13 protein-coding genes and 2 pseudogenes are annotated in these 20421 nt (G+C 54.9%); 6 read left to right on the top strand and 9 right to left on the bottom strand.

The genetic code is table 11. The annotated features are described in order from the left end of the window. Positions 1–6: 6 nt before the first annotated feature. The 4 genes and pseudogenes from PSC72_RS25425 to PSC72_RS25410 form a co-directional block, all read right to left on the bottom strand. Positions 7–1006, bottom strand: a pseudogene (locus tag PSC72_RS25425) (IS630 family transposase). A 49-nt stretch (positions 1007–1055) separates the two neighbouring features. Next, the gene (locus tag PSC72_RS25420) at positions 1056–1619 is read right to left on the bottom strand and encodes a hypothetical protein (protein WP_274326390.1); all 564 of its coding nucleotides are present in this window, start codon (positions 1617–1619) and stop codon (positions 1056–1058) included. Between the two features lie 285 nt (positions 1620–1904). Beyond that, positions 1905–2342, bottom strand: coding sequence for a hypothetical protein (locus tag PSC72_RS25415; RefSeq protein ID WP_274326389.1), 438 nt, complete (start codon positions 2340–2342; stop codon positions 1905–1907). A 161-nt stretch (positions 2343–2503) separates the two neighbouring features. Then, positions 2504–3289 carry a hypothetical protein gene (locus PSC72_RS25410; RefSeq protein WP_274326388.1) on the bottom strand — a complete coding sequence of 262 codons (786 nt, stop codon included), beginning with the start codon at positions 3287–3289 and terminating at the stop codon, positions 2504–2506. Between the two features lie 271 nt (positions 3290–3560). Here PSC72_RS25410 and PSC72_RS25405 point away from each other — a divergent pair, with 271 nt between their 5' ends. The 6 genes and pseudogenes from PSC72_RS25405 (at position 3561) to PSC72_RS25380 (ending at position 9028) form a co-directional block, all read left to right on the top strand. After that, on the top strand, positions 3561–3881 hold the full coding sequence (locus PSC72_RS25405; RefSeq protein WP_274326387.1) for a hypothetical protein: 321 nt from the start codon (positions 3561–3563) through the stop codon (positions 3879–3881). 641 nt (positions 3882–4522) lie between these two features. Beyond that, positions 4523–5521, top strand: a pseudogene (locus tag PSC72_RS25400) (IS630 family transposase). Positions 5522–5757: 236 nt separating this feature from the next. Next, positions 5758–5940 carry a hypothetical protein gene (locus PSC72_RS25395; RefSeq protein ID WP_274326386.1) on the top strand — a complete coding sequence of 61 codons (183 nt, stop codon included), beginning with the start codon at positions 5758–5760 and terminating at the stop codon, positions 5938–5940. Then, positions 5937–7355 (top strand): argonaute/piwi family protein, encoded by a 1419-nt coding sequence (locus PSC72_RS25390; RefSeq protein WP_274326385.1) that lies wholly within the window; start codon positions 5937–5939, stop codon positions 7353–7355. The genes PSC72_RS25395 and PSC72_RS25390 overlap by 4 nt, the downstream gene beginning before the upstream one ends. 199 nt (positions 7356–7554) lie before the next feature. Beyond that, positions 7555–7893, top strand: coding sequence for a hypothetical protein (locus tag PSC72_RS25385; protein WP_274326384.1), 339 nt, complete (start codon positions 7555–7557; stop codon positions 7891–7893). 142 nt (positions 7894–8035) lie between these two features. Next, the gene (locus tag PSC72_RS25380) at positions 8036–9028 is read left to right on the top strand and encodes a transposase (protein WP_274322795.1); all 993 of its coding nucleotides are present in this window, start codon (positions 8036–8038) and stop codon (positions 9026–9028) included. A 242-nt stretch (positions 9029–9270) separates the two neighbouring features. Here the strand turns inward: PSC72_RS25380 and PSC72_RS25375 are convergent, their stop codons facing one another. From PSC72_RS25375 to PSC72_RS25355, 5 genes are read right to left on the bottom strand one after another with little or no spacing between them, the layout of a single operon-like run. Further along, positions 9271–13221, bottom strand: coding sequence for a helicase-related protein (locus tag PSC72_RS25375; protein ID WP_274326383.1), 3951 nt, complete (start codon positions 13219–13221; stop codon positions 9271–9273). Positions 13222–13238: 17 nt separating this feature from the next. Further along, on the bottom strand, positions 13239–16127 hold the full coding sequence (locus tag PSC72_RS25370) for a DUF1156 domain-containing protein (protein ID WP_274326382.1): 2889 nt from the start codon (positions 16125–16127) through the stop codon (positions 13239–13241). A gap of 6 nt (positions 16128–16133) precedes the next feature. After that, a complete protein-coding gene (locus tag PSC72_RS25365) occupies positions 16134–16775 on the bottom strand; it encodes a DUF7680 family protein (RefSeq protein ID WP_066419074.1) in 642 nt (213 codons plus the stop codon). Next, a complete protein-coding gene (locus tag PSC72_RS25360) occupies positions 16775–20074 on the bottom strand; it encodes an ATP-binding protein (protein ID WP_274326381.1) in 3300 nt (1099 codons plus the stop codon). Before PSC72_RS25360 ends, PSC72_RS25365 begins: the two co-directional genes overlap by 1 nt. After that, on the bottom strand, positions 20067–20294 hold the full coding sequence (locus PSC72_RS25355; RefSeq protein WP_004594467.1) for a hypothetical protein: 228 nt from the start codon (positions 20292–20294) through the stop codon (positions 20067–20069). Before PSC72_RS25355 ends, PSC72_RS25360 begins: the two co-directional genes overlap by 8 nt. Between the last annotated feature and the right edge of the window lie 127 nt (positions 20295–20421).

The raw sequence follows: 20421 nt of genomic DNA, 5'->3' as shown, positions 1-20421 counted from the left end.
TGGACGTTAGAAATAATTGCTCACCTTTGGAAGCGACAGTTGGTCGAGAGCAGTATCGATCGCGGTGGTCAGTTGCTCAAGCGAGTCGAAGAACCGGTTGCTGAGAGCGTTTTGGAGTTGTCGCCAGCACTCTTCGACAGGGTTGAGTTCCGGCGAATACGCCGGTAACGTGACGAAGGCGAGGTCGTCACGGGCCGCTAGGTCCGTGACGGCCGACGCCTGGAAGTACGGCGCACCATCTAATACGACGATCAAGTCTTCTTCGAATTCTTCGCATAACGCGAGAATGAAATGTTTTGCATGATCGGCGGTGACGTACTCGGTGAACCGTGAGAAAAAACAGTCACCGTCTTCGGTGATTGCGCCGAGCAGACACGTCCAGTCGCGTTGGCCGGACAATTCGACGCTCGGCCGCGTGCCGCGCGGAAACCACGCGGCACGCGGCTCGACTTGCACCGATTTCTTCGTCTGATCGATACAGACTATTTTGGCGTCCATCTCCGCTCGCTTTTTTTGATCTCGTCGTGGAACTCTTCTTGGTCGGATTCTTCAGCTTCGGCGGCTGTGCGGCGTGGTTTTTGATAACTCAATCCAGCTTCTTTCAACAGCCGCCGGCAGCTGGATAGGAGTACTCGACATCGTAGGCGTCTTCGAGAAATTCCTGGACGAGCGCCGGCGTCCACGCCGGCGCGCCGATCCCGGCCTCTTCGGGCGGTTCGTGCACGGCTTGTTCGAACTCTTCTTGCTGTGATTCTGAGAGTTTTCGTTTTCTCCCGGATCGATGATCATCAGACACAGCTTGCTCAAGCGGTTCGTCCGTATCAAATCGCATCAGCCAGCTGTAGATCGTTCTTCGACCGGTGTCGTGCCACTCTGCAAGTTCGGATTGCGTTACGCCGTTTTTGTACGCAATTGCGGCTAACAACCGTTGTGTCGGCTTGTTTCCCTCGACGTTGTCGAGGGCGTCTTGGAGGTCTTCGACGGAGATCTCGTCGAGGTGGTCCATTGATCACAGCAACACTCTCTGAGCGGAAAGTTCTAACGGCTACTATAGATCAGCTGTCCTCAGTTGGTTCTTCCCAAGGAATGTCTCGCTTGTGGACTACAGCGAGCTTCGAGTCGTCATCATCTTCCATTGTACTAAGACCACGCTGGACAAGAGTGTGAACCTGTCCAGCAGACTCCGGGAACGAAAATTGGTCATCCTCCGCGTCAGCACGGAGTTCCAGATAATGGAGGTACAACCTGAACGTCGTATCTGCTCCGATAGGCCACCAAATCGTCCCTATCTGCTCATCTACCTGATTGTCCCAATGCTCTATGAGTTCACGGATATCGTCGACGAGTCTCCCGGAGGTGCGAAGGCGGAGGGAGTATTCCCGATCCCGCTCCATATCTTCGATTATATCCTGAAGGAAAGGCTCAGCCTCCAAGGCGGTAGGTGAGGTCTGATCCGCTTCTAGAAGGTGTTCTAACGCCCGAATTTCTTCACGCCGAGCGGCTACAGCGTATGCGACATTGTACTTGTCCTCGGGGAAGATTTCGTGCTGACTCGGTTGCTGTGCCTGAGGATCAGTATCCCCGGTGGATGAGCTAAATAAGGTCTCAAAGAGTCCCATACGCTTCGTCCGGACGGCACCCATAAGTACTTCCTGTCAGAGTGGACCTCAGCTCCGGCGACAGTGTACCTTCTAACCAGTCGTTGCGTAATCAGAAGATTTCGTGTGAATCCTGACCGACTTGGGAACGAGTATGAAACTCATCCAAAATATAGAGGATTGTAACATCAAATAATGACGTCAGTTGTTGCTGATATCGGACGATGTCTTTCTTATCTCCGGTCACAACACGGTGAAGCACATCGCGTTCTGCAAGCCCTATTGCGTCAAGAAGCCACTGAGAGTCTACAGGAGGAATCCGGGACTCTTGAATTCCGATGTGCTCCTTGACTGACCGCGAGCGCGCTCCTGATCGTCATAAGTTGACGACATGACGTGGACAGCATCCATTAGTGCGTCTTTCCGCTCCTTTGCGTCGTGGAGAACACGATCTCGAAGATCTTCGACACACCGTTTTGCATTCCGTGGGGTGATTTCACGCGAGGAGAAGTAGTTCTGGAAGTGCCGAACAAAGTGTGGCTTGGCCTGACTTCGAACCTCAATATTATCGAAGAAAATCTCTAAGATACTCTCAAAGGAAAGCCCATCGTAGCGCTGTAAATCGATTTCTCGATTGTACATTGGGATATTATCCTCGACATTCTCTTGAAAGTCTTCAAGAACGGTCCCGAACACGCCATCGGTATCGTCAGGGTCAACTTGTAGCTGATCGGGGTCGGACACAACTCGAGGCGCTCCTTGTGGACGGCTGCAATACTCGTAGATTACAAACTCACTCGTGAAGAGCGTGTTATGACCGTCTAGGATACGCTCTGCTTCTACGGCCCACCGGTCGTGAGAAAACGTGAGTCCAATGAGGACGTTAGTGTCTACGAAGTATCGAGTCATTGGCCCGGATGGAGATCTTCGTGCGCAATTCCCCGGCGTTCAAGAATCGGAGCAACAAGTTCGTCGGCTGCACTCCGTTCAGATTCGAGTTCGGTCGCTAATCCAGAAAATTTCGCATCAAGGTCTTCCTCTTCGAATTCGTCAAGTTTCTGGATCGCAGAACTCCGAGCCTCCTCAAACGAGGTTATACCGAGGTTTCCACGGACCTCTTCCGGAGACATTCCCTGGGCATGCCGTTGAGCAAGCTTGAGTGCAAAGATACGCCAGAACGTTACATTCACCGTCATCAATCTGGAGGGATCAGGAGAATGCGAATGGAGTTCTCGAGTGACTGCGTTATACCACTTGATTAGTGGTCGATCATACTCCGGAAATCGGTTGTTTGGAAATGATTCAAAAGTGTCGTGGACGGAGCTGAGTACCGACTCTCTGCTTGGGTCAACCTCAAAGAAATCGTGGTACTCCGTATGTAACGTTCGTATTTTCTTATCTAACTCCCGAAAATCCCGCTGAACCTGATACGGTGCATCATCATACATTCGGTCTGTGAGCCATTCTAATCCATGTTCGTAATATTCAGAGAGAGCCTCTGAGACAACAGAACGTAGGCGATCTTCAAGTCCGGGCTCGTTAATACTCGCTGAGGGGACAGTCGAGGGCGTGGCTGGAGAGACGGTACCAAAGAGATACCAATAATACGGGATCGAGATATCCAGATTTCGCTCGGCAGATTTGACGTCAATACGGTAGAGAAGCGTGAAGCGACTTTTTCGGTAACGCATCCGCGGCCCCACGTTCGCGATTGAGGAGACGCAGAGTCGTTCCCAAGTCCTCGCGGTTCATTATCTCCAATATATACCGCTCGGATTATAGAAGTACCGTCGTATCCCAGTAGACTATCCAACGACTGAGGGAAAAGTAATTCACACGAGACTTCCTTGTAACGAGATACAACGTGCCCATCTACAATCTATATAAAGAGCGGGAAGGGACGGCGAGACGCGGGAGGACTATAAGGAAGTCGTCATCGAGTACATGGAAGGGCTGAATTACATGGTCGAACGGGATTCAGCCTTCCACTCTACGCTTGACGATATTCAGTTTGTGAACAAAGCTACGGGCGATAAAGTGGTAGCTGAGGCAAAAGCGTATTCCACAGGCCTCAGCCCGAATGATTTTAGAGACGAACTCGCCCGGTATTTCCTCGAATACATCAAACAGCCCCAACCCCACCGTTTTGATTTCTATATTTTTACGGAGACACTCTCTAATGACCAGCTTGGAAAGCCCTATTCGATCGTGATATCACCGATAATCAGAAACTGGTCGACTTCTACGAAAAACTCAAAGACAGCGTTAACGATGAGGTCGTAGGTCGGCTAGATGATACTGATGTAGATGAGTTCCGAGATTTTGCTATTGATACCCATGTTTTCGTAGGTACATACGATGACCTCCGTCAACAAGCTCATCAACTCGAGAAAACAGAACGGTTCCAGTACGAACCATATCTTCATTCGTATGAACCGGTTTCTGAGGAAACAGAATATGCGACGAATCTGTTTCAGGTAACCCGCTACCCAGAGACACTGTACATCATAGAGACGACAGAGGATGCCGAATCTGCTCGAGTCTATAATTACAACAACGAAGCGTTCCCCATCAAGCTTCACGAGCGGAAATTATATTCGCTCGTTCATCCGGACCATCTTCCGGGGTCTACTCGTCATTACATACACGAGGACCGTTTCGAAACACGAGAGTTCGAGGAGTTCCTCCAAACGCGGGCTCAAGAAGAGGAGCGTGAAAATATCGTAAGGTCCCTTCTCAGAGGGATTTTCACTCTCGTTGCAAGAGATAACGATTGTCTCATCGACCGTGAGAAGGGAACAACCGTATACCCGAAACTAGACCGCAGACAGCACGGTACCGAACGAAAACTAGGTCGATCATGGGTTACAAAGGAGTTATAGTAGCCGTTAGATATATTTGCAAGTAATTTGTTGAAGTAGTTAGTGGAGCACCTCGACGAGATCTCCGTCGAAGAGCTGCAAACTGCTCTCGACAACGTGGAGGAAAGAAGCCAACAGAGCGGTTGTTAGCAGCTATCGCCTACAAGAACGGAGTCACGCAAGAGGAACTGCCGAGTGGTACGACGTCCACCGGAAAACGATCTACAACTGGCTCAATCGACTCGACACCGACGAGTCGATTGAGCACGCCGTTGCTAATGCTCACCGCTCTGGAAGAAATCGAAAGCTTTCGGACTCACAGCAACAAGAGTTCGAAGAAACTGTTCACGACCTACCTGAAGCGGTTGGGCTCGACGCGCCGGCGTGGACGCCGGCGCTCGTCCAGCAGTTTCTCGAAGAAACCTACGGCGCCGAGTACTCCTACCCGAGTTGCCGGCGGTTGCTGAAAGAAGCGGGACTCAGCTATCAGAAACCGCGCCGCTCAGCCGCCGAAGCTGATGAAGACGACCAAGAAGAATTTCACGAAGAGTTCAAAAAAAGCGGCGGGAGATGGACGCCACCGTAGTCTGTATCGACCAGACCAAGAAATCTGTCCAGGTTGAGCCGCGTGCCGCGTGGTTTCCGCGCGGCACGCGCCCAAGCGTCGAACTCTCTGGGCAGCGTGACTGGACGTGTCTGTTGGGCGCGATCACCGAGGACGGTGATCGCTTCTTCTCCCGGTTCGAAGAGTACGTCACCGCCGACCACGCAAAACATTTCATCTTAGCACTATGTGAAGAGTTTGAGGATGACTTGCTCGTGGTGCTTGATGGCGCACCGTACTTCCAGGCGTCAGCTGTCACGGACCTGGCGGCCCGTGACGACCTCGCCTTCGTGACGTTGCCGGCGTATTCGCCAGAGCTCAACCCGGTCGAAGAGTGCTGGCGACAGCTACAACAGGCGCTCAGCAACCGGTTCTTCGACTCACTTAACGAGCTGACGACGGCGATCGACACCGCTCTCGATCAACTCTCTGTTCCAAAAGTAAGTAATTACTTCTAACGCCTACTATAGACTCCTACCCCGATGTCATCCACCGCGGTGTCAAAGTACGAGTACGGCGCTATGCGGGAGAATACCACTACGTTCTGCTACCCACACAGGTTTTCACTTCAGATGGTCGTCGACCTGTAACAGGCGAGCGTAAATCACGGCTCCAAAACGACTTCTCGCCAAATCGTTTCCACGCCCAGAATAGTAAGTACGACCGCCAGCTGCGTGTCTGGGAAGAGTTGCTGATGTCGGATCAGACCCAGCTTGACCGGTTTCTGGGTGAAAAGATACCCGTCGTAAAGGAACTCGAAGTAATCAGAGTTGACTCGCTGTCCCTCAATGTCCGCCCGCCCAAAGACGGAGACGAACGTGATGAGCTCATCGAGTCAGCTTCTGATCTCGAAAGCACAGGGGGAATTGAACAATGACGCCTGAAGCTTCCCCGTTCACGCTTCGTCACCTCGAGGAGCCAGAGATTCAGTTTGAAGGAGGTACTGAAACCTCCCCCAAACGAGGCCTTATCAGATATGGTCCACGGCTCTATGAGGAAGGACACCATACAATCAAACTCGGGATTATCGGCGATCGAGATTCGATCCGCCGGTTGACCGAACTACTTCATGATATGGAGGTCGGGATCCATCCAGGAACAAGTGATAATCCGTGGCAGGTTCCGTATCCCGGCCTAGGTAAGAGTTCCCCGCTCAATCTCTCTATTAATGCAAAAAAGGGCTGGAGACGCCAAATTCGTCGACGAGACATCCAATCTGTTACGGGTAAATCGACCCCCAGAGATCGGATGGAGCGATTCCTGAAGCTAGTGCGGAAAGACATAGAGATAATCGAACGGGATTCGGTTCAGCCGAACGCAATCATCGTCTGTATTCCGCAAGAAGTGATGGACGCGTGTACTCCTGAGAACCAGGACCATGCGCGAATCCAGTCGGAAGGTTCTGACCTGCGAAATCGAATCAAGCTGATCGGGATGGAGGCTCGAATCCCCACACAGCTGATTAAGCCATCCACACTTGCGATCCGTACTGGCCGACAGCGAGCATCTCGGGCCTGGAATCTCACAGTTGGACTTCTATACAAGTCTCAACGAGGGCATCCCTGGAAAACTCGGCAGATCGAAGATGGGCACTGCTACGCAGGGCTCTCGTTCTACAGAGAGCGAGACGAAGGAGATGATGTGATTCGAGCTGCTCTTGCTCACGTCTTTCACGGACGGGACCATATTATCCTTCAGAGCGATCCACTCCCGGATATCACCGAGGACGAGAATGGATCTCCCCACCTCTCATATGAGGCGGCTAGACAGGTAGGTGAGCAGATTCTGGAATATTACGAAGCTCAGAAAGGGACACGTCCCAGCCGGTTCGTCCTTCATAAGCCATCTGTCTTCTGGGAAGAAGAACGTGAAGGGTTGCTTGATGCCACAGACGGTGTTCGCGATTTAGATCTAGTCTGGGTTCGTAGGCGGCCAAAGGTCAGATTGTTCCCACCTACGGATTATCCCGCCATGCGGGGAACCCTCCTGAGCGTCCCTGATGACGACGTCCACTATCTCTACACATCCGGATATGTCCCGGAAGAGACGACCTATCAGGGGAGTGGAGTACCATCGCCGATTGAGATCCGACCTGACGAGATTTGTGAGACACCCTCGTTAGAGATCTGTAAGGAAATTCTCTTTTTCACAAAACTCGACTGGAATACATCGGACTACGCAATTCGGATGCCAGCAACCGTGAGTGTTGCAAAGCGTGTCGGTACAATCCTATCCGAAGTAGATACTGAGTCCATTTTAGAGGTTCGGCCACAGTATTTCTACTATATGTGAATCGGTGAGTGAGGGGCTTATTCGTCTGAATCAGAGATCAGATCTAGCTGATAACCAGCAGACCGCAGAAATTCGCGGATTTGCTCAACCTCCTGCTTCTCCTCAGGAGAACTCGTCCCGAGTAGTTCTTCAATTACCTGCTCTCCATCCTCACAGAGAGTAATTGATTCATTGAAGGGGTGTTCTCAAGTGGATCTCGTTGCTCATCTATCACGATCGGTTGCCACCCGCCCTGGTACTGGTATCGGTAGAGGGTGATAGTGCGGACGGTGTCTTCGTCGACGAAGAAGCTTGTTTGTTCGCGTTTGCTGGCGACCGCGAACTTCCCGCTGTCGAGATCCGCAGCAAAGTCCTCGAAATTGTGGAACTCAGCAGGAACCGGCCCATCGACGACGTGAGTGATAACTCCTGGCCATGTAAACCCATAGACACGCTCGAAGAAGCTGACACCATTGTCGTCGAGAGAATCAAACACGAGGAGAAGATCGCCCGCTGGATTTCTGTACCGTCTACGCTGATATGCGATGAATACGGATAGGCGTCGCCGTCGTCGAGGACTTCAATATCCGGCTTCGGCATATTGTCAGAGTCTAATTGGAGCTACAAAGAGATAGCTAATGGAGCACGAGGGTGTCATAGAACGATTAGCACACCAAAGAGCAGGGTGAACGCTGAGGTGGATGAGTTCAGCGACCCTGCAAGATGATCCTTCGGTAGAGTCGTTCTTCAATGTCGTGGAGACAGAGACGCTAGCGCTGTTCGAGCACCTCTCCTTCGAATTTCTCGAAGAGTTTGACGTGTTCGCCCCGGCGCAGACGGGGCGAACACGAGACCACGAACCACCAGAGCTGATGCGTGGCTTTCTCCACTGCTACTACAAAGATATCTACGGCATCCGCCCCGTCGAACGAGAGCTTCGGAACACGGTCGTCTGGTTGAGCTGTGGCTTCGATCGACCGCCGTCGAGAGACGCGGTCGATCGCTTCCTCACCGACCTCGAACACGTCGCTAACGAGGTGTTCGATCACCTCGTCGAGCAGGCCGCCCGCCGCGGCCTGCTCGACTTGACCTACTGTATCGATTCGACCGACGTGAGGGCGATGCCAGCCGACCCAGATGCGTCAAAGTGCTACGATCCAACCAAGGACGAGTACTACTACGGCTACGGCTGTACAATCGTCTCGACCGGGCAAAAGATACCGATCGCAGCGGAGTTCACCGAGAGCAAACAAGCACCAGAAGAGACGGCGATGCGCGTCACCCGTGACGCGCTCGCCGTCGAGCAACCGATCTGGATGGTCGGTGACAGCGCCTACGACACGCTCGACTGGCACGACCACCTGCTGGCCGCAGGGGTCGTGCCAGTCGCTCCGTACAACGCGCGAAACACCGACGACCCGCTCGATATCGAGTACAGGGTCGAAGACCGCATCGAGGAACACAGTGAAGACGTTCAGCTGAAGCAACCGACGCTAGATGAGACGTACAACCGCCGCACGGGAGTTGAACGAACCAACGAATCAGTGAAGGACTGCGGCCTCGGGCGCACCCACGCCCGAGGCCGCGTCCACGCACGAGCGCAGGTGTTCCTCGCGCTGTGCCTTCGCCTTGTCATCGCGATCACCAACTACGAACGTGGAGACAATCCGGGAAGCACGATCATCACGGTGTGAGAAGAGTTCTATGACACCCTCAATGGAGCACGCCAAATTTTCCCGAGCGTTCAAAGTGCATCTCTCCCACCATCCGGACCCCTCACGCCGGTTGAACGACGTCGTATCCTTCTCGACCAAGTAAGTCAACAGCTAACTGTTCCAGTCTCGCACCGTCCCCGATAGCGCGGAGATTTGCTTCAAGAGCAGTATTTGGCATCTATTGGTTCATCTGGGAAGTCCATGCTTACAAAACTACCCAGCTACTGTGGCTGCTTTGTTGACTTCTCTCGGTTGTCAAGGAATTGATCACACCACGTCGGAAGGGAATCCATTGGTCCATTTTCAGTCACTGTCCCATCGCCTGCAATCCGGGTAAACACGCCGTCCCGCCCCCACGCACACACTACTGGCTCTTGGTCTTGATCGGGTCGAGTTACGATTCGCTGTTGGAATCGCGACGGATCCTCACTCACATCCTGCAGTACTGTGAGGAGCTGCACGAGAAGTGGATGACCTGGTGCAAGATGCTGAACCGATGGGAACTCGTCAGCACACACAGCCGAGAACGTCACCGCCACTTCGTCAGCAGCAGTCGCAATAGCCTGTGCAATCGTCTGTTCCCCATCCTCGGCTGGTACCTCAATCGGTGCATCACCTACTGAAAGGCGATATGTACTGTCCGCAAAGTCGAAGTCCCCGTCATCGTACTCGAAGTCAATCTCGTGAACCGGAGTGAATTCGACACCGGCCTCGGCAAGAGCGTCGTTATCGACCAACACTGACTGGAGGCTTGGTGTCTCGAACGGAGGTTGATACTCGTATTCCTCCTCGCCGACATCGACGAGATCTGGGTGACTGTAGGACTGCCACGCATCAAGTTTTGCTTCGTCGACGACGTCCTGAGCGACGAGGTCGTCGACGTCCTCGAGTGACTCTCCGACATCGACGCGATCGCCCTGATCGCGTTCTTCGAGTTCTTCAGAGAACTCGCGGTCAGCTGATTCGACCGCAGACTGGTCGTCAGCGCTGTCCGCGTTCAAGGTCGCATCCCGGATCTGTTGGCTGACGCCGGAGAGTATGGGTTGCATCTCACCGACGACGTTTTCGAAGAGGCCAATCCGGTCGTCAAGGCGATCATAGATGTCCGTCTCAACCGTATCCTCGTAGCTGTAATTGAGAATGCGAATCTCGTCGAATCGTTGGCCGATACGGTCAATCCGACCGATACGCTGTTCAACTCGCATCGGGTTCCACGGCAGGTCGTAGTTGATGAGCGCCCCACACTCCTGGAGGTTTAGCCCCTCACTCGCGGAGTCGGTACAGACGAGGATATCGACCTGCCCATCATCACGTGAGAATTCACGCTTCACGCGCTCTTTCCCGACGTGCTCCCACGTTTTAGAATCGGGGTCGTACAGCTCGCCGCCACGACCAGAGTACGTCGCGATTGTTGCACCAAGAAGGTCCGCGAGACTGTCCCGGATGAAGTCCATTGTGTCCGCGTACTGCGTGAAGACAATCACCCGGTTGTGGCCAGCACGGTCCAGCTCGTCGAGGTCGTTGTACAGCTGCTGAATCTTCGGGTCTGTATCAACCAAGTCTAAGTCGTTGACGAACGCTTCCAGAGCCTCGATTTCTTCCTCGATCAGCTGTTTCCCCTCTTCAGTCACGCTCGGGATGAGTTCAGAGAGGTCCAGGTCGTCGCTACTAGCGTCGAGTTCATCCAGAACGTCCCCGTCGTCGAGGTCTGCATTTTGTAGCGTTTCGAGGACGACCTGCTCCGCATCACCATAGTCCCGGTCACGAGCGCGCTCCCGACCGGCGAGCACGGTTCGTTGTGCCCGGAGTGTCTCAAGCCGGTGTTTCAGGCTCTGGCTGATCGCATAGACACTCGACGTGAGTCGCTGCCGGTACGTGGTCATCACGAACCCGATGGCGCGTGTTTGGGCTTCGTCAGTCTGTTGGGCTCGCTTGTAGAACTCACGTGTGTATTCGTCGATCTGGTCGTAGACCGCCCGTGTCTCCTCGGTGAGTTCGATTTTCCGTTGTTCGGGATTCCGGTTCGGAACGGTCGTATCGAGGAGTCCGACCGCCTCGTACTTCCGAAGCGTATCCCGTGTATTCCGATGGATGAGCGCGTCGACCGGTGTGGACTCCGCGAGAACATCGCGAATGACTCGCCAACCGCCCGGCGAGAGTTCGTCAAGTGCGTCCTGTCGGTCGCTGCGGGACGCCATCAACCACTCGTCGGCGTCTTCAGGATAGAGGAGCCGTTTGAGTTTCGTATCCTCGCTCGCCTCGAAGCGGTCGATGTCATAATCTGCCATCGCGTCGTCGACATGGTCGAGATAACCGTCGTAGGCGTCTCCATAGGCTCGTGCGAGCCGGCACGCGGTCAGCACACGCTCTTTTGCAATGGCACGGTCCTGTCTGTCCTCATTGATCTCGAGTTCGTCTGCAAGGTGCTGGAAGACTTTTGAGGAGAACGGTCGGTCCGTCGGGAGCCGGTCTTGGTGTTCCAGTCCATCGAGCGTGGCTTGCGTGTCCCAGGAAGCCTCCGCTTCGTCGGACTCTGAACTCGGGTTGTCGAGAACCTCGTTGAGGGCCTGCGACAGCCCATCTCGGGTTTCGAAGAACTCCATGAAGGTATCCCGGTTATCCCAACCACTCGGAAGATCCAGCAACTGCATCAGGTCGTGGAGTTCGCCAGAGTGCAATTGCATCGGGGTAGCCGTCAAGAGGTAGTAGGCGTGCGTATAATCGCGAAGCTGTTCGAGAAGAGCGTAGAAATTACTGCCACGGCGAGCGTTGTGCGCCTCGTCGACGATGACGGCGTCCCACACGCCCATCCGGTCTTCCGTATCATGGTCGCGTCCGCGACAGCTTGCCGGGATGCCGTTCCGAGACCGGTCGGATATCCGGTCTAAGGGGGCGACCTGATCCCAGCGGTCGTCGAGACGAGCCGTATGCCAGGACATAATGACGACCGTCGGCCCATCCAGTGGCGACGATGCATCGGCATCAGTCGACTGTTGTTCGTAGAGGAACCGCCAGATGGGGCTGTCCACCCATTCGCGCTCCCCAGTGAGGTCGAGGTCCGTAGCCGATGGTGGGTAGTGGTCGCGACCGCGGACGTCCCGGAATACGTGATCGCCCGCTGTGTCCCGGTCGAATCGGACGGCGTTGATGTTGAACTTCTCCCAGAGCTCTTCCTGCCACTGCCGCTGCAGACTCGCCGGAACCAGCAACAGCCCGGTTTCAAGCTCCCCGGTGAGTCCAAGCCTGGAGAGTGTAAGACCGGCCTCGATCGTCTTCCCGAGTCCCACCTCGTCACACAGCAGGAAACTCTGTGGATAGGTGTTGACGAGTGTGTCCGAGACGACTCGTTGATGCGGCCACGGCGTGATCGTGCTCGCTTCCTCGGCCAGAGCGAGCCCACCGGGCGAGAGCGGTCCATCCTGAATGATGTTCGCTTTGTCGCGCTCCGTCGGCGGAGCTGTACCGTTCGCGATCTGAATCGCTTCCTGGAGATCGCTTTCGGTGTCTGGGGCTTTCCAGTCAATGATGTCCTCTTCGATCGCCTCGGGGAGGTCATACACTTCGACGAAGGGGTGTTCATCACTCCACAGTCGCTCGAAGGTCTCCTCGTCGCCGGCGACGTAGTCCGCCTGTTCAGGAACCCACGAACGGTGGACTTTGAACCTCTCGTAGTTGCGAGCCCAGCCGCCGACCGTCTCGTTGACGCTGCCCTCGAACGAAATCGTGTTTCCGTCGCTATCGTGGAAGAGTCCAACTTTCGGATGGAAGATCTCCCAATCGTGAGAGGGAGAGCGTGGATAGGCGACCTTGATGTGGATCCGCCCCTCGCGGAGGAGACGCGCGAGAATACGGAGATTCGCATCCAGGCGTTCGTCATCGAGGTCCTCGAGGTTTTCCTCGAGGCGGTCGGTGAGCGTCTCTAGAACCGGACGGTCAGACTCGTAGAGTTCGGTGCCGACGATGAGGCGCATTTCACCATCGTTCTCGACGAGGGCGTGAATGCCGTTGGCAGCAGCCGCGAGTGCCGTACTGGAGAAGTAGCCCGCAATCCGGTCGTATTGTTGGCTGCGTTCCAGTGCGGGTTCGTAGAAGTCCTTGACGAGATGGGCGCGTCCCTGCTCGGGCTTGCTCTCGTAGATCGACTGCCACTCGCGGTCACGTAGATTAGTCATACTGGAGGAATTTCGAGTTAGGCGTGGTCACCGAGTTCGGTCTGTTCGGACCTATCTTTTGAGACATCAGTGAAATCGGTGGGGGTGAATTCGAGACCGAGGGCGTCGTGGGTCCGGCCTATGGCGAGGTCGCGAGCGGCCTCCCATTCCGAACTCCGCTGGGGAAGAACTTGCAGGAGAGCTTTCAGTGTTGCCTTGAACCCCGCATCTGTGTCGAAGTTGCGTTCTTTGAGCCAATCGATGGCGACGTCCTCGCCCTGTTTCTCGTAGACGTGCATAGCGGCGTGAACCGCATCGAGGGCGATCGTGTAGGACAGCGCTTCAGGATCGACGGGCGTCCGGTTAGATCTCTCTTCGGGGGGCAGTGTGATATCTTGGACGCGGTCCTCGTGAGTCTTCAGCTGAATGTCGCCACGTTTCTTCCCCCAAATTTTCGTAGAGCGTTTGATTTCGTCGATATCGACGCCCACGCCGAGGCCCAGTTGATGGCCGTCATCGTAGTGGAAGGTGTCGGATTCGTGAACCAGCCAAGAGAGGATATACCACTCAGTAATGTCGTCCAAGTCTCCGAGTCCTTCACCCTCAAGATACTCCTCAACAAGGACCCGCGTTACTGCTTCACGGGCTTCTTCAAGAGCGCGACGGGGTGGAACCTCATTATCTTGGTCATCAACAACTGGATAGGCGTCAGCGTAGACTTTCAAAGTTGGTCCGAATGCAGAGATAATCACGTCCGTTTTTGTTAGTGAAAGACCCGAATTAAGGAGTTCGCGGGCAGCATCCTTAGCAACGTCTCGTGTATCTGTACGAACATCACTCCAAAGGGTCGGAGTTGAGTCCGTCTCGTGCTGATTAGCATCAACGGGTTTGCGGCCCGTGAGGAGTAACGTGCTGTCGGCTGACCCGCCACCTCGGGTATCGGTCCTCTGTGGCATTTCACTCGTGATGGGATGTGTCGAAGTTACAGTGAATCCAGATCTGATGAGTGATTTAGTGAGAGTATCCCACGCGCTGGACTCCTTATGCGTGAACATAACGGTCATTACTCCACCAGGCTCAAGCACTCTGTAGAGTTCCTGGAAAATTTCTGCCATTTTATCTTCATAATCTTCAGAGGCGAACTCTTTTTTGGATTTTGAACTATCTGCGACTTCCTCGTACTCAGCGACATTCGCCACAGCCTCGTCGTCCTTATCTGAGAGTTCACCAGTGAACATCTCGGGGAAAGTGTCCCCAAGGTATTCTTTCAACCAAACGTAACAAATGTCCGAAAGTTCGGAATAGATAATGCTGTCGTAGTATGGCGGGTCAATAACAACCGCCTGGACGGTGTCAGATTCAATATCTAAGTCGGCTGCGTCACCGACTAGAACCTCTGATTCAGGATCTTCGATATCCTGAAGATATGAGACAAGCTCCTCGTAGGAGTCGCGGACACGATTGAAGTTATCTTCCCATGATTGATTCCCTGCACACAGGTTGTTATCAACGAACGACCACTGGAGTGTGAAGTGCTTCCCGCCAAGAGCATTTGCGGGGTATCCTTTTCCAGTGTCGAGTGGCGCAAACCGTGTATTTCGGTCAATGGCCTTACTGGATACAAGAGAGAGAATCGTGAGGATAGCTTCTGCCTCCTTCTCTGAGTGGCTTTCGCGGATTCCGTCTTCCACTTCCTCAAAGGCTCGAAGATACTCATAATGAGTGACGAGCTGGCGATCAGTGAACGCATCTCGCCATTTACTGACTCCGTACGGGCCAGCTCGATCCTCATCACCGATGTACCGATCTTGAGTGAGAATTGTATTCAGTCGGAAATCAGATTCCGTACGCTCAGACGCTTTTTCGCAGGCTTTGTAATCTTCCGTGGTCGGGGCCCGCCATCCAGAACCATCGTTGACATACTTGACACCGTAGATTGTCGTGTCATACTCGCCATTCTTAAACGCTGTACGGATATCATCTGACTCCATCACGACAGGACAATTCAGACATTCTGCGCCACTTCGGGAATGAGGGCCATTCTGAGGGTTGAACTCGTTTTTCGATACCTCATCAGGAAGCCGTACACAGTCGTACTCGACACTTTTCGTTTCTTCATTTAGACGCGGGCGGGCAGCAACGCCGCTTGTCGACGACTGTTTCTGAAGCCACCACTTCTTCACTAGAGGTATTTCGAATCCACAGTCAGGGCAAGTGACGGTATATGTACAAGCGTAATGGGAAGGACTACGGCGGTCGTTCTTACAAGGGAAGTACTCTTCAAGCCGCTCTGAAGCGAGCTCATCCACTTTGGCACTCCACCGATTCAATTCGCTCTGCAGAGAACCCACCTTCGGCGCGTACTCATTCATAACCTTGAGCATTAGCGACGGGATGGGATTCAATTCGTTTGCAATCGTAGGGAGATCGTACCGGAGTGCTTCAAATGGAATTACACCGCCACCAGCTGTTGGATCTAGAACGGTAGGTAGTTCTCCATCCCATTGATTCCGAAGAAGCTGGTGAATCTCATTTCGTTCGTTCTCACTCGGTGACTGAGTGAATGGACGGGGGTAATCGTAGTGGTCTTGTAGTGTTCCATCCCGTTCATCCTCATTACTCTTCTTTCGTGCGACGTATTCTACAATACTCTCGCCGTCTGTTCCTTGAGATGGACCAATCTGCATCCACCGAAGCAGATCGTCAGCATCAACCCCCGAAGGTAGGACAGAAGCTAAGACGGCAAGTCGGGAGGCAGGAGTTGGTCGCCGCGCAAACCAAGGATGGAGATACCGGTGAGGCGGCATATGTTGGGGGTTAGCCTCTTTTAGATTCTCAATTCCAACTGCCTTGAGCGGGAGATTCCCCTCAATAGCAAGCTGATCTAATTCGGATTGCTCATCGATATCAGGGTTATTTTGAGTCATGGAAAATCACTTGATATGATCCGTCAGCAACACTCGAAGGGCCTTTTCGCCGTTCGGACTCGACGGAGACCGACACTTTGCGTACCAGTAGTAACACTCCTCATCGCTCATCCGTGCAACGCCTCGAGCCAGCGACCGCATCCGGTCGATACGCTGGATCGGCTTCACGCCACGGAAGGCAACAGCAAGCCGGACGCCTGCCGTCTCAGGTAGGAACACGAATCCAGCCCCCCCAGTGAGAACTTCTGATGAATCTCCTGGCGTGCCCTCAATCGCCTCCCTGACGACGTCCTGGAGCGCACGGACACGGGTCGGATCAAGCCGTGCGACCTTTGCGCCGGCCCACTCATCCCACGTCCAGCCATCGAGCTTGGAAAGGAGGTCGTCCCCAGCAATGTCCGAGACGAGATCCTCGACTGGTGTGATACTCAGCGAACGACCATCCCGCTCCAGGCGATCACGGCGGGCTTCAGCCTGTTCGCGAGGGAGTAATTCGTGGAGCGTCCACTCGCCGCCACCGTCTGTCTCTCGTCGGACGAGCGTGAACGTCGGGCGACCACCGAACATACTCGTCCCGTAGCGAACCAGCCGATCCTCCTCTGTTCCCTCAGCGGGTGAGGTCTCAAATTCCGAACCGCGACTCGCCATCAGACCGTCACCTCCGAGCTCGCCTGAATCGGGCCACGCCCTTCGACCCGGACGTCGATGTTGCCCGCATCGAGGTCATTATCGAGGGCAGCGAGGAGGTCGTCACCCTCGTCAGTAATCGGTTCGGGCTCGTCAAACTGGAAGCGGAACTGGATGGTCTCTCGATCATCGCCGAACGAGCCGGGCTGGTCGATCACGTCACGGAATCGGCTCGGTGACCCCGTGAATTCCGCGCTGTACGTCCCGTCGTCAGTCTGGGTTTCGTACTGCATTCGAACCGTCACCGAGTCTTCGCGGGCTTTGAATCCGGGGCGCTGACTGATGAACTTGGCCGCTTGGAAAGGTTCGTCCCCACCGACCTGGATGGTCACCTCTTCAAGCAGCGGCGTCCGGTCAGTTCCGGCCTTCGATTCCGCATCGCGACGAACCTCTGAGAACGCCCGCGAAGCGGACATCATCTTCTTGCTCGCCTCCCAGGATTCGTCTGGCTGGCATTCCTCGCAGCGTCCGCGTGCGTCCAGCAGCTGCTCGCTAGCGACCTCTTTTCCGCAGGAGCTACAGGTCGTATCGGACTGGTGTTCCTCACAGTAGTAGGGTTCGCTTCCTTCTGGGTTTTCAACCTCCGCCCCACACTCGGCACAGGTAGCAACCGTCTGTTCTGGCCGGTCGATTTCGTCGAGGTGGTCGTCGACGAGCGCGTCGATATCTCGATAAACGACGAAGTCACTCCCGATTTGGACATCGCTGTCCCGAATCGAGGTCTCGACATCGGGGGATTTCGCGAACGGTTCCGGATGCGGCCACGTTTCAGGCTCCGTTGTCCTGACCCAGTACGCTGTCCCAGACTCGCCATCCCAATATGCGTACCCGTGGTCACTAACGAGGGACGAGACAGTCTCTCGAATCGGTTTTGTGCTGAAGAGGTAGTCCAGCCCCGGCTTCTTCGCGTATTGGTTGACCAGCGCTTCGGTGGACATGGCGTCCTGGGTCTGCTGCCAGAGCTTCTGTTGGACGTGAGCGGACCCACGAGCGCCGGCGTCGCGTTTCACGATCTTATCCTCGAGCGTTGTCTGGACAGCGTCGACCAGTGTCGTCCCGCCGTTGGATTCGGTCGCACCGATGGTGATGTGGGTGAGCCCGTCCCGGTCAGGGTAGTAGAGGTGTCGGTAGACGTTCCGAACGAGCTCTCCGAGCATCAGCTGTGCCTCGTCGCTCCGTTCTCGAAGCTCCTCGATTTGTTCCGAGGAGAGGTCGGCTTTCTGTTCAGGGCTATCAAGCAGGGCCTCTATAGCCTCGAGACGCCGAGCCTCGTCGATTGCAGCATCCATTCGATCAGCGTCAGGGGCGAGGAACAGAGCGTAGTTCTTGTAGATTCGCGTCTCAGTCTCTCCCTCGTGTTTTGCGGCTTGCTGCTCGTAGAGCTGAGTTACCCGGTTCGGCGGCGTATCGCCGCCGTCTTCGACAGCAGCGGTGTCCGGATGCATCACCGCGAGTTTCGGCGTATCCGGGGTATCCGGTAAGTCCGCCGGCGATTCAGGGAACTCCACCGGCTGGAAGCCACCATCGCCGATTTCCTTCGAGGTGAGACGGTTCTGGAAACGCGAATGAGCGCTCGCTTCGGGAGTAGACTCGATCCGCTGGTCGATGATCCGGATCAGATTTGGTTCTTGCTTGAATCGGAGGCGCTCTTCCTCGTAGAGGAAGTAACAAGCGACGTCCATATCGTCGCCCCGGAGTGCGGATAGGGCGGCATCGTAGTCGTCGAAGTTCAGATCGGGGTGGCCGATAGCGAGGTTCAGATCGGCGTGAGTTAGGCCTGCAGCCTGTTCTCCGTATGCAAGGCTGTGCCAGAGAACTGTCGTCGTCAGATGGGTACCGAGAGGTGGGAGACCGTTTTCGGTCCATTTTCGGTCCTCAAGCTGGGCGTGCGCGGTACCATCGTCGTCGTAGATGTCGGCGGTCACTGCGGGACCGAGATCGACGAAGTCGAATAGGCGCTCACGAAGGATCGTCTGAATCCCACCGCCAGGATCGTCATCAGCGACTGTGAGGTCGTAGATCCGAATCCAGTGGCGGTCGTAACTGTCGGGCTGGTGATTCCAGAGGTAGTAGACGGCTCGAGCAAGCAAGCGGAGGGCGTCACGCGTGCGCTGGAATCGAGGGATCGTATCGATCTTGTCCGTGAGAGCGTCGATTAAGGAGGGATGGAAGGGGTATTCGCGTGCGAGGACATCCACGTAGCCAGCGTCGGTTGCTTCCTGTGGATACTGCCGGTCTTCCTGGTCATAGAATTGGAAGTATGAGTCAGCGGCTTCGTGCGCGGCGTTTTCTGGAACTTCCGAGAAGAGTCGGTGCTGAAGGACTTGTCCGATCTCGTTTTCGTCGGTCGGCGTGACCGTCTTGTGCTGCCGCCGGCCGATCTCGTTGACCTCCTCAATGTGATCACGGACGCCATCACGAACCCGGTCAGCCTGCTCACCAAACGCTGTATCCGCGATAGAGTAGACGACCGTGACGTGCTCCGACTCGGCAGCCGCTTCGAGGAGCGCCATCACGAACGAAAGCGTCTGATCGGCGAGCGTCTTGTCGCCGACAGGCGTGCCCGCGGCTTTGTTCATGTAGTCGGCGATTTCGTCGATCAGAATGAGGGCCGGCTGGTCGTGCTGAGCGAAAAGGTTCGAGAGGGTCCCCTCACCGGGGGCGTCCCGGTCTTGGTCGTAGTCCTTGAGGTACTCGTAGCCATCGAGCCCATAGAGCTGGTACGCAAGTTCACCCCACATCGTCCGGGTATTCGGAGCATCCGGATCGTCGTCGGCATGGCGGGCATCCTTGCTATCAGCCTTCGTTCCGATGAAGACCCCCGTCGCAATATCGAGCCCCTCTGCCACCGCATCTTGATAGTCGGCCGCAAGCTCCTCGTCGCCGTCCAGCAGGTAGTGCGAGAGGTCGTCAATATCTACGGGGTTCTCAGCAAGATGGTAAGAGGCGATGAGGTCGTGCGTTTTCCCACCACCGAACCGTGTGTCGAGACAGAGAATGCTCGAAGTATACGAGCCGGGGTCGTACTTTGTGGTCGCCAAGAAACGCCCCGTGAGATTGGAGAGCAGCGTGCGGAGACCCTCCGTGGGATAGGTCATATCGTAGAACGAGTCGGGGTCTCGATAGACTGGTGCTGCCTTCTCAGGGTTGTGGACGACAGTCGAGAGTTTCGCAGCGAACTGTTCCTCCTGGAGCGAGCCGTCTAAGACGTCGTCTCGTGGCTGACAGCTTTCGAAGAGAGAAGGGTACTCACTACTCATCGATTTCCTCCGTGGGTGAGGAATCAGCTTCTGGTTTGGATACGATTACGAATTCACACTCCGTGCTGTTCTCGATGATCGCCTTGGCGATCCCCTTCGACTCCGCGACATCGACCTTGATAGCGTCCCCAACCTCCGCATCGAATTGGTCGAGTTCGGGTCCCGACAGATTCACCCGACCCGATTGGCCGGTGTTCTGTCCAATTGTCTTCTGAGTCATCTGGATAGTCACATCACCTAGCGGGAATGTTATAACCTTTACTTAGTCTAAGTTCCCGATTTGTAGTATGGTGGTTCTTCTATAGCCCCTCCCCCCACTACCCCCTGAATACTAAGTGACTGGGGGT

It is taken from the genome of Halosimplex aquaticum (assembly GCF_028747785.1).
Taxonomy (GTDB): Archaea; Halobacteriota; Halobacteria; order Halobacteriales; family Haloarculaceae; genus Halosimplex; species Halosimplex aquaticum.
This window is presented reverse-complemented; position numbering and strand designations above follow the sequence as displayed.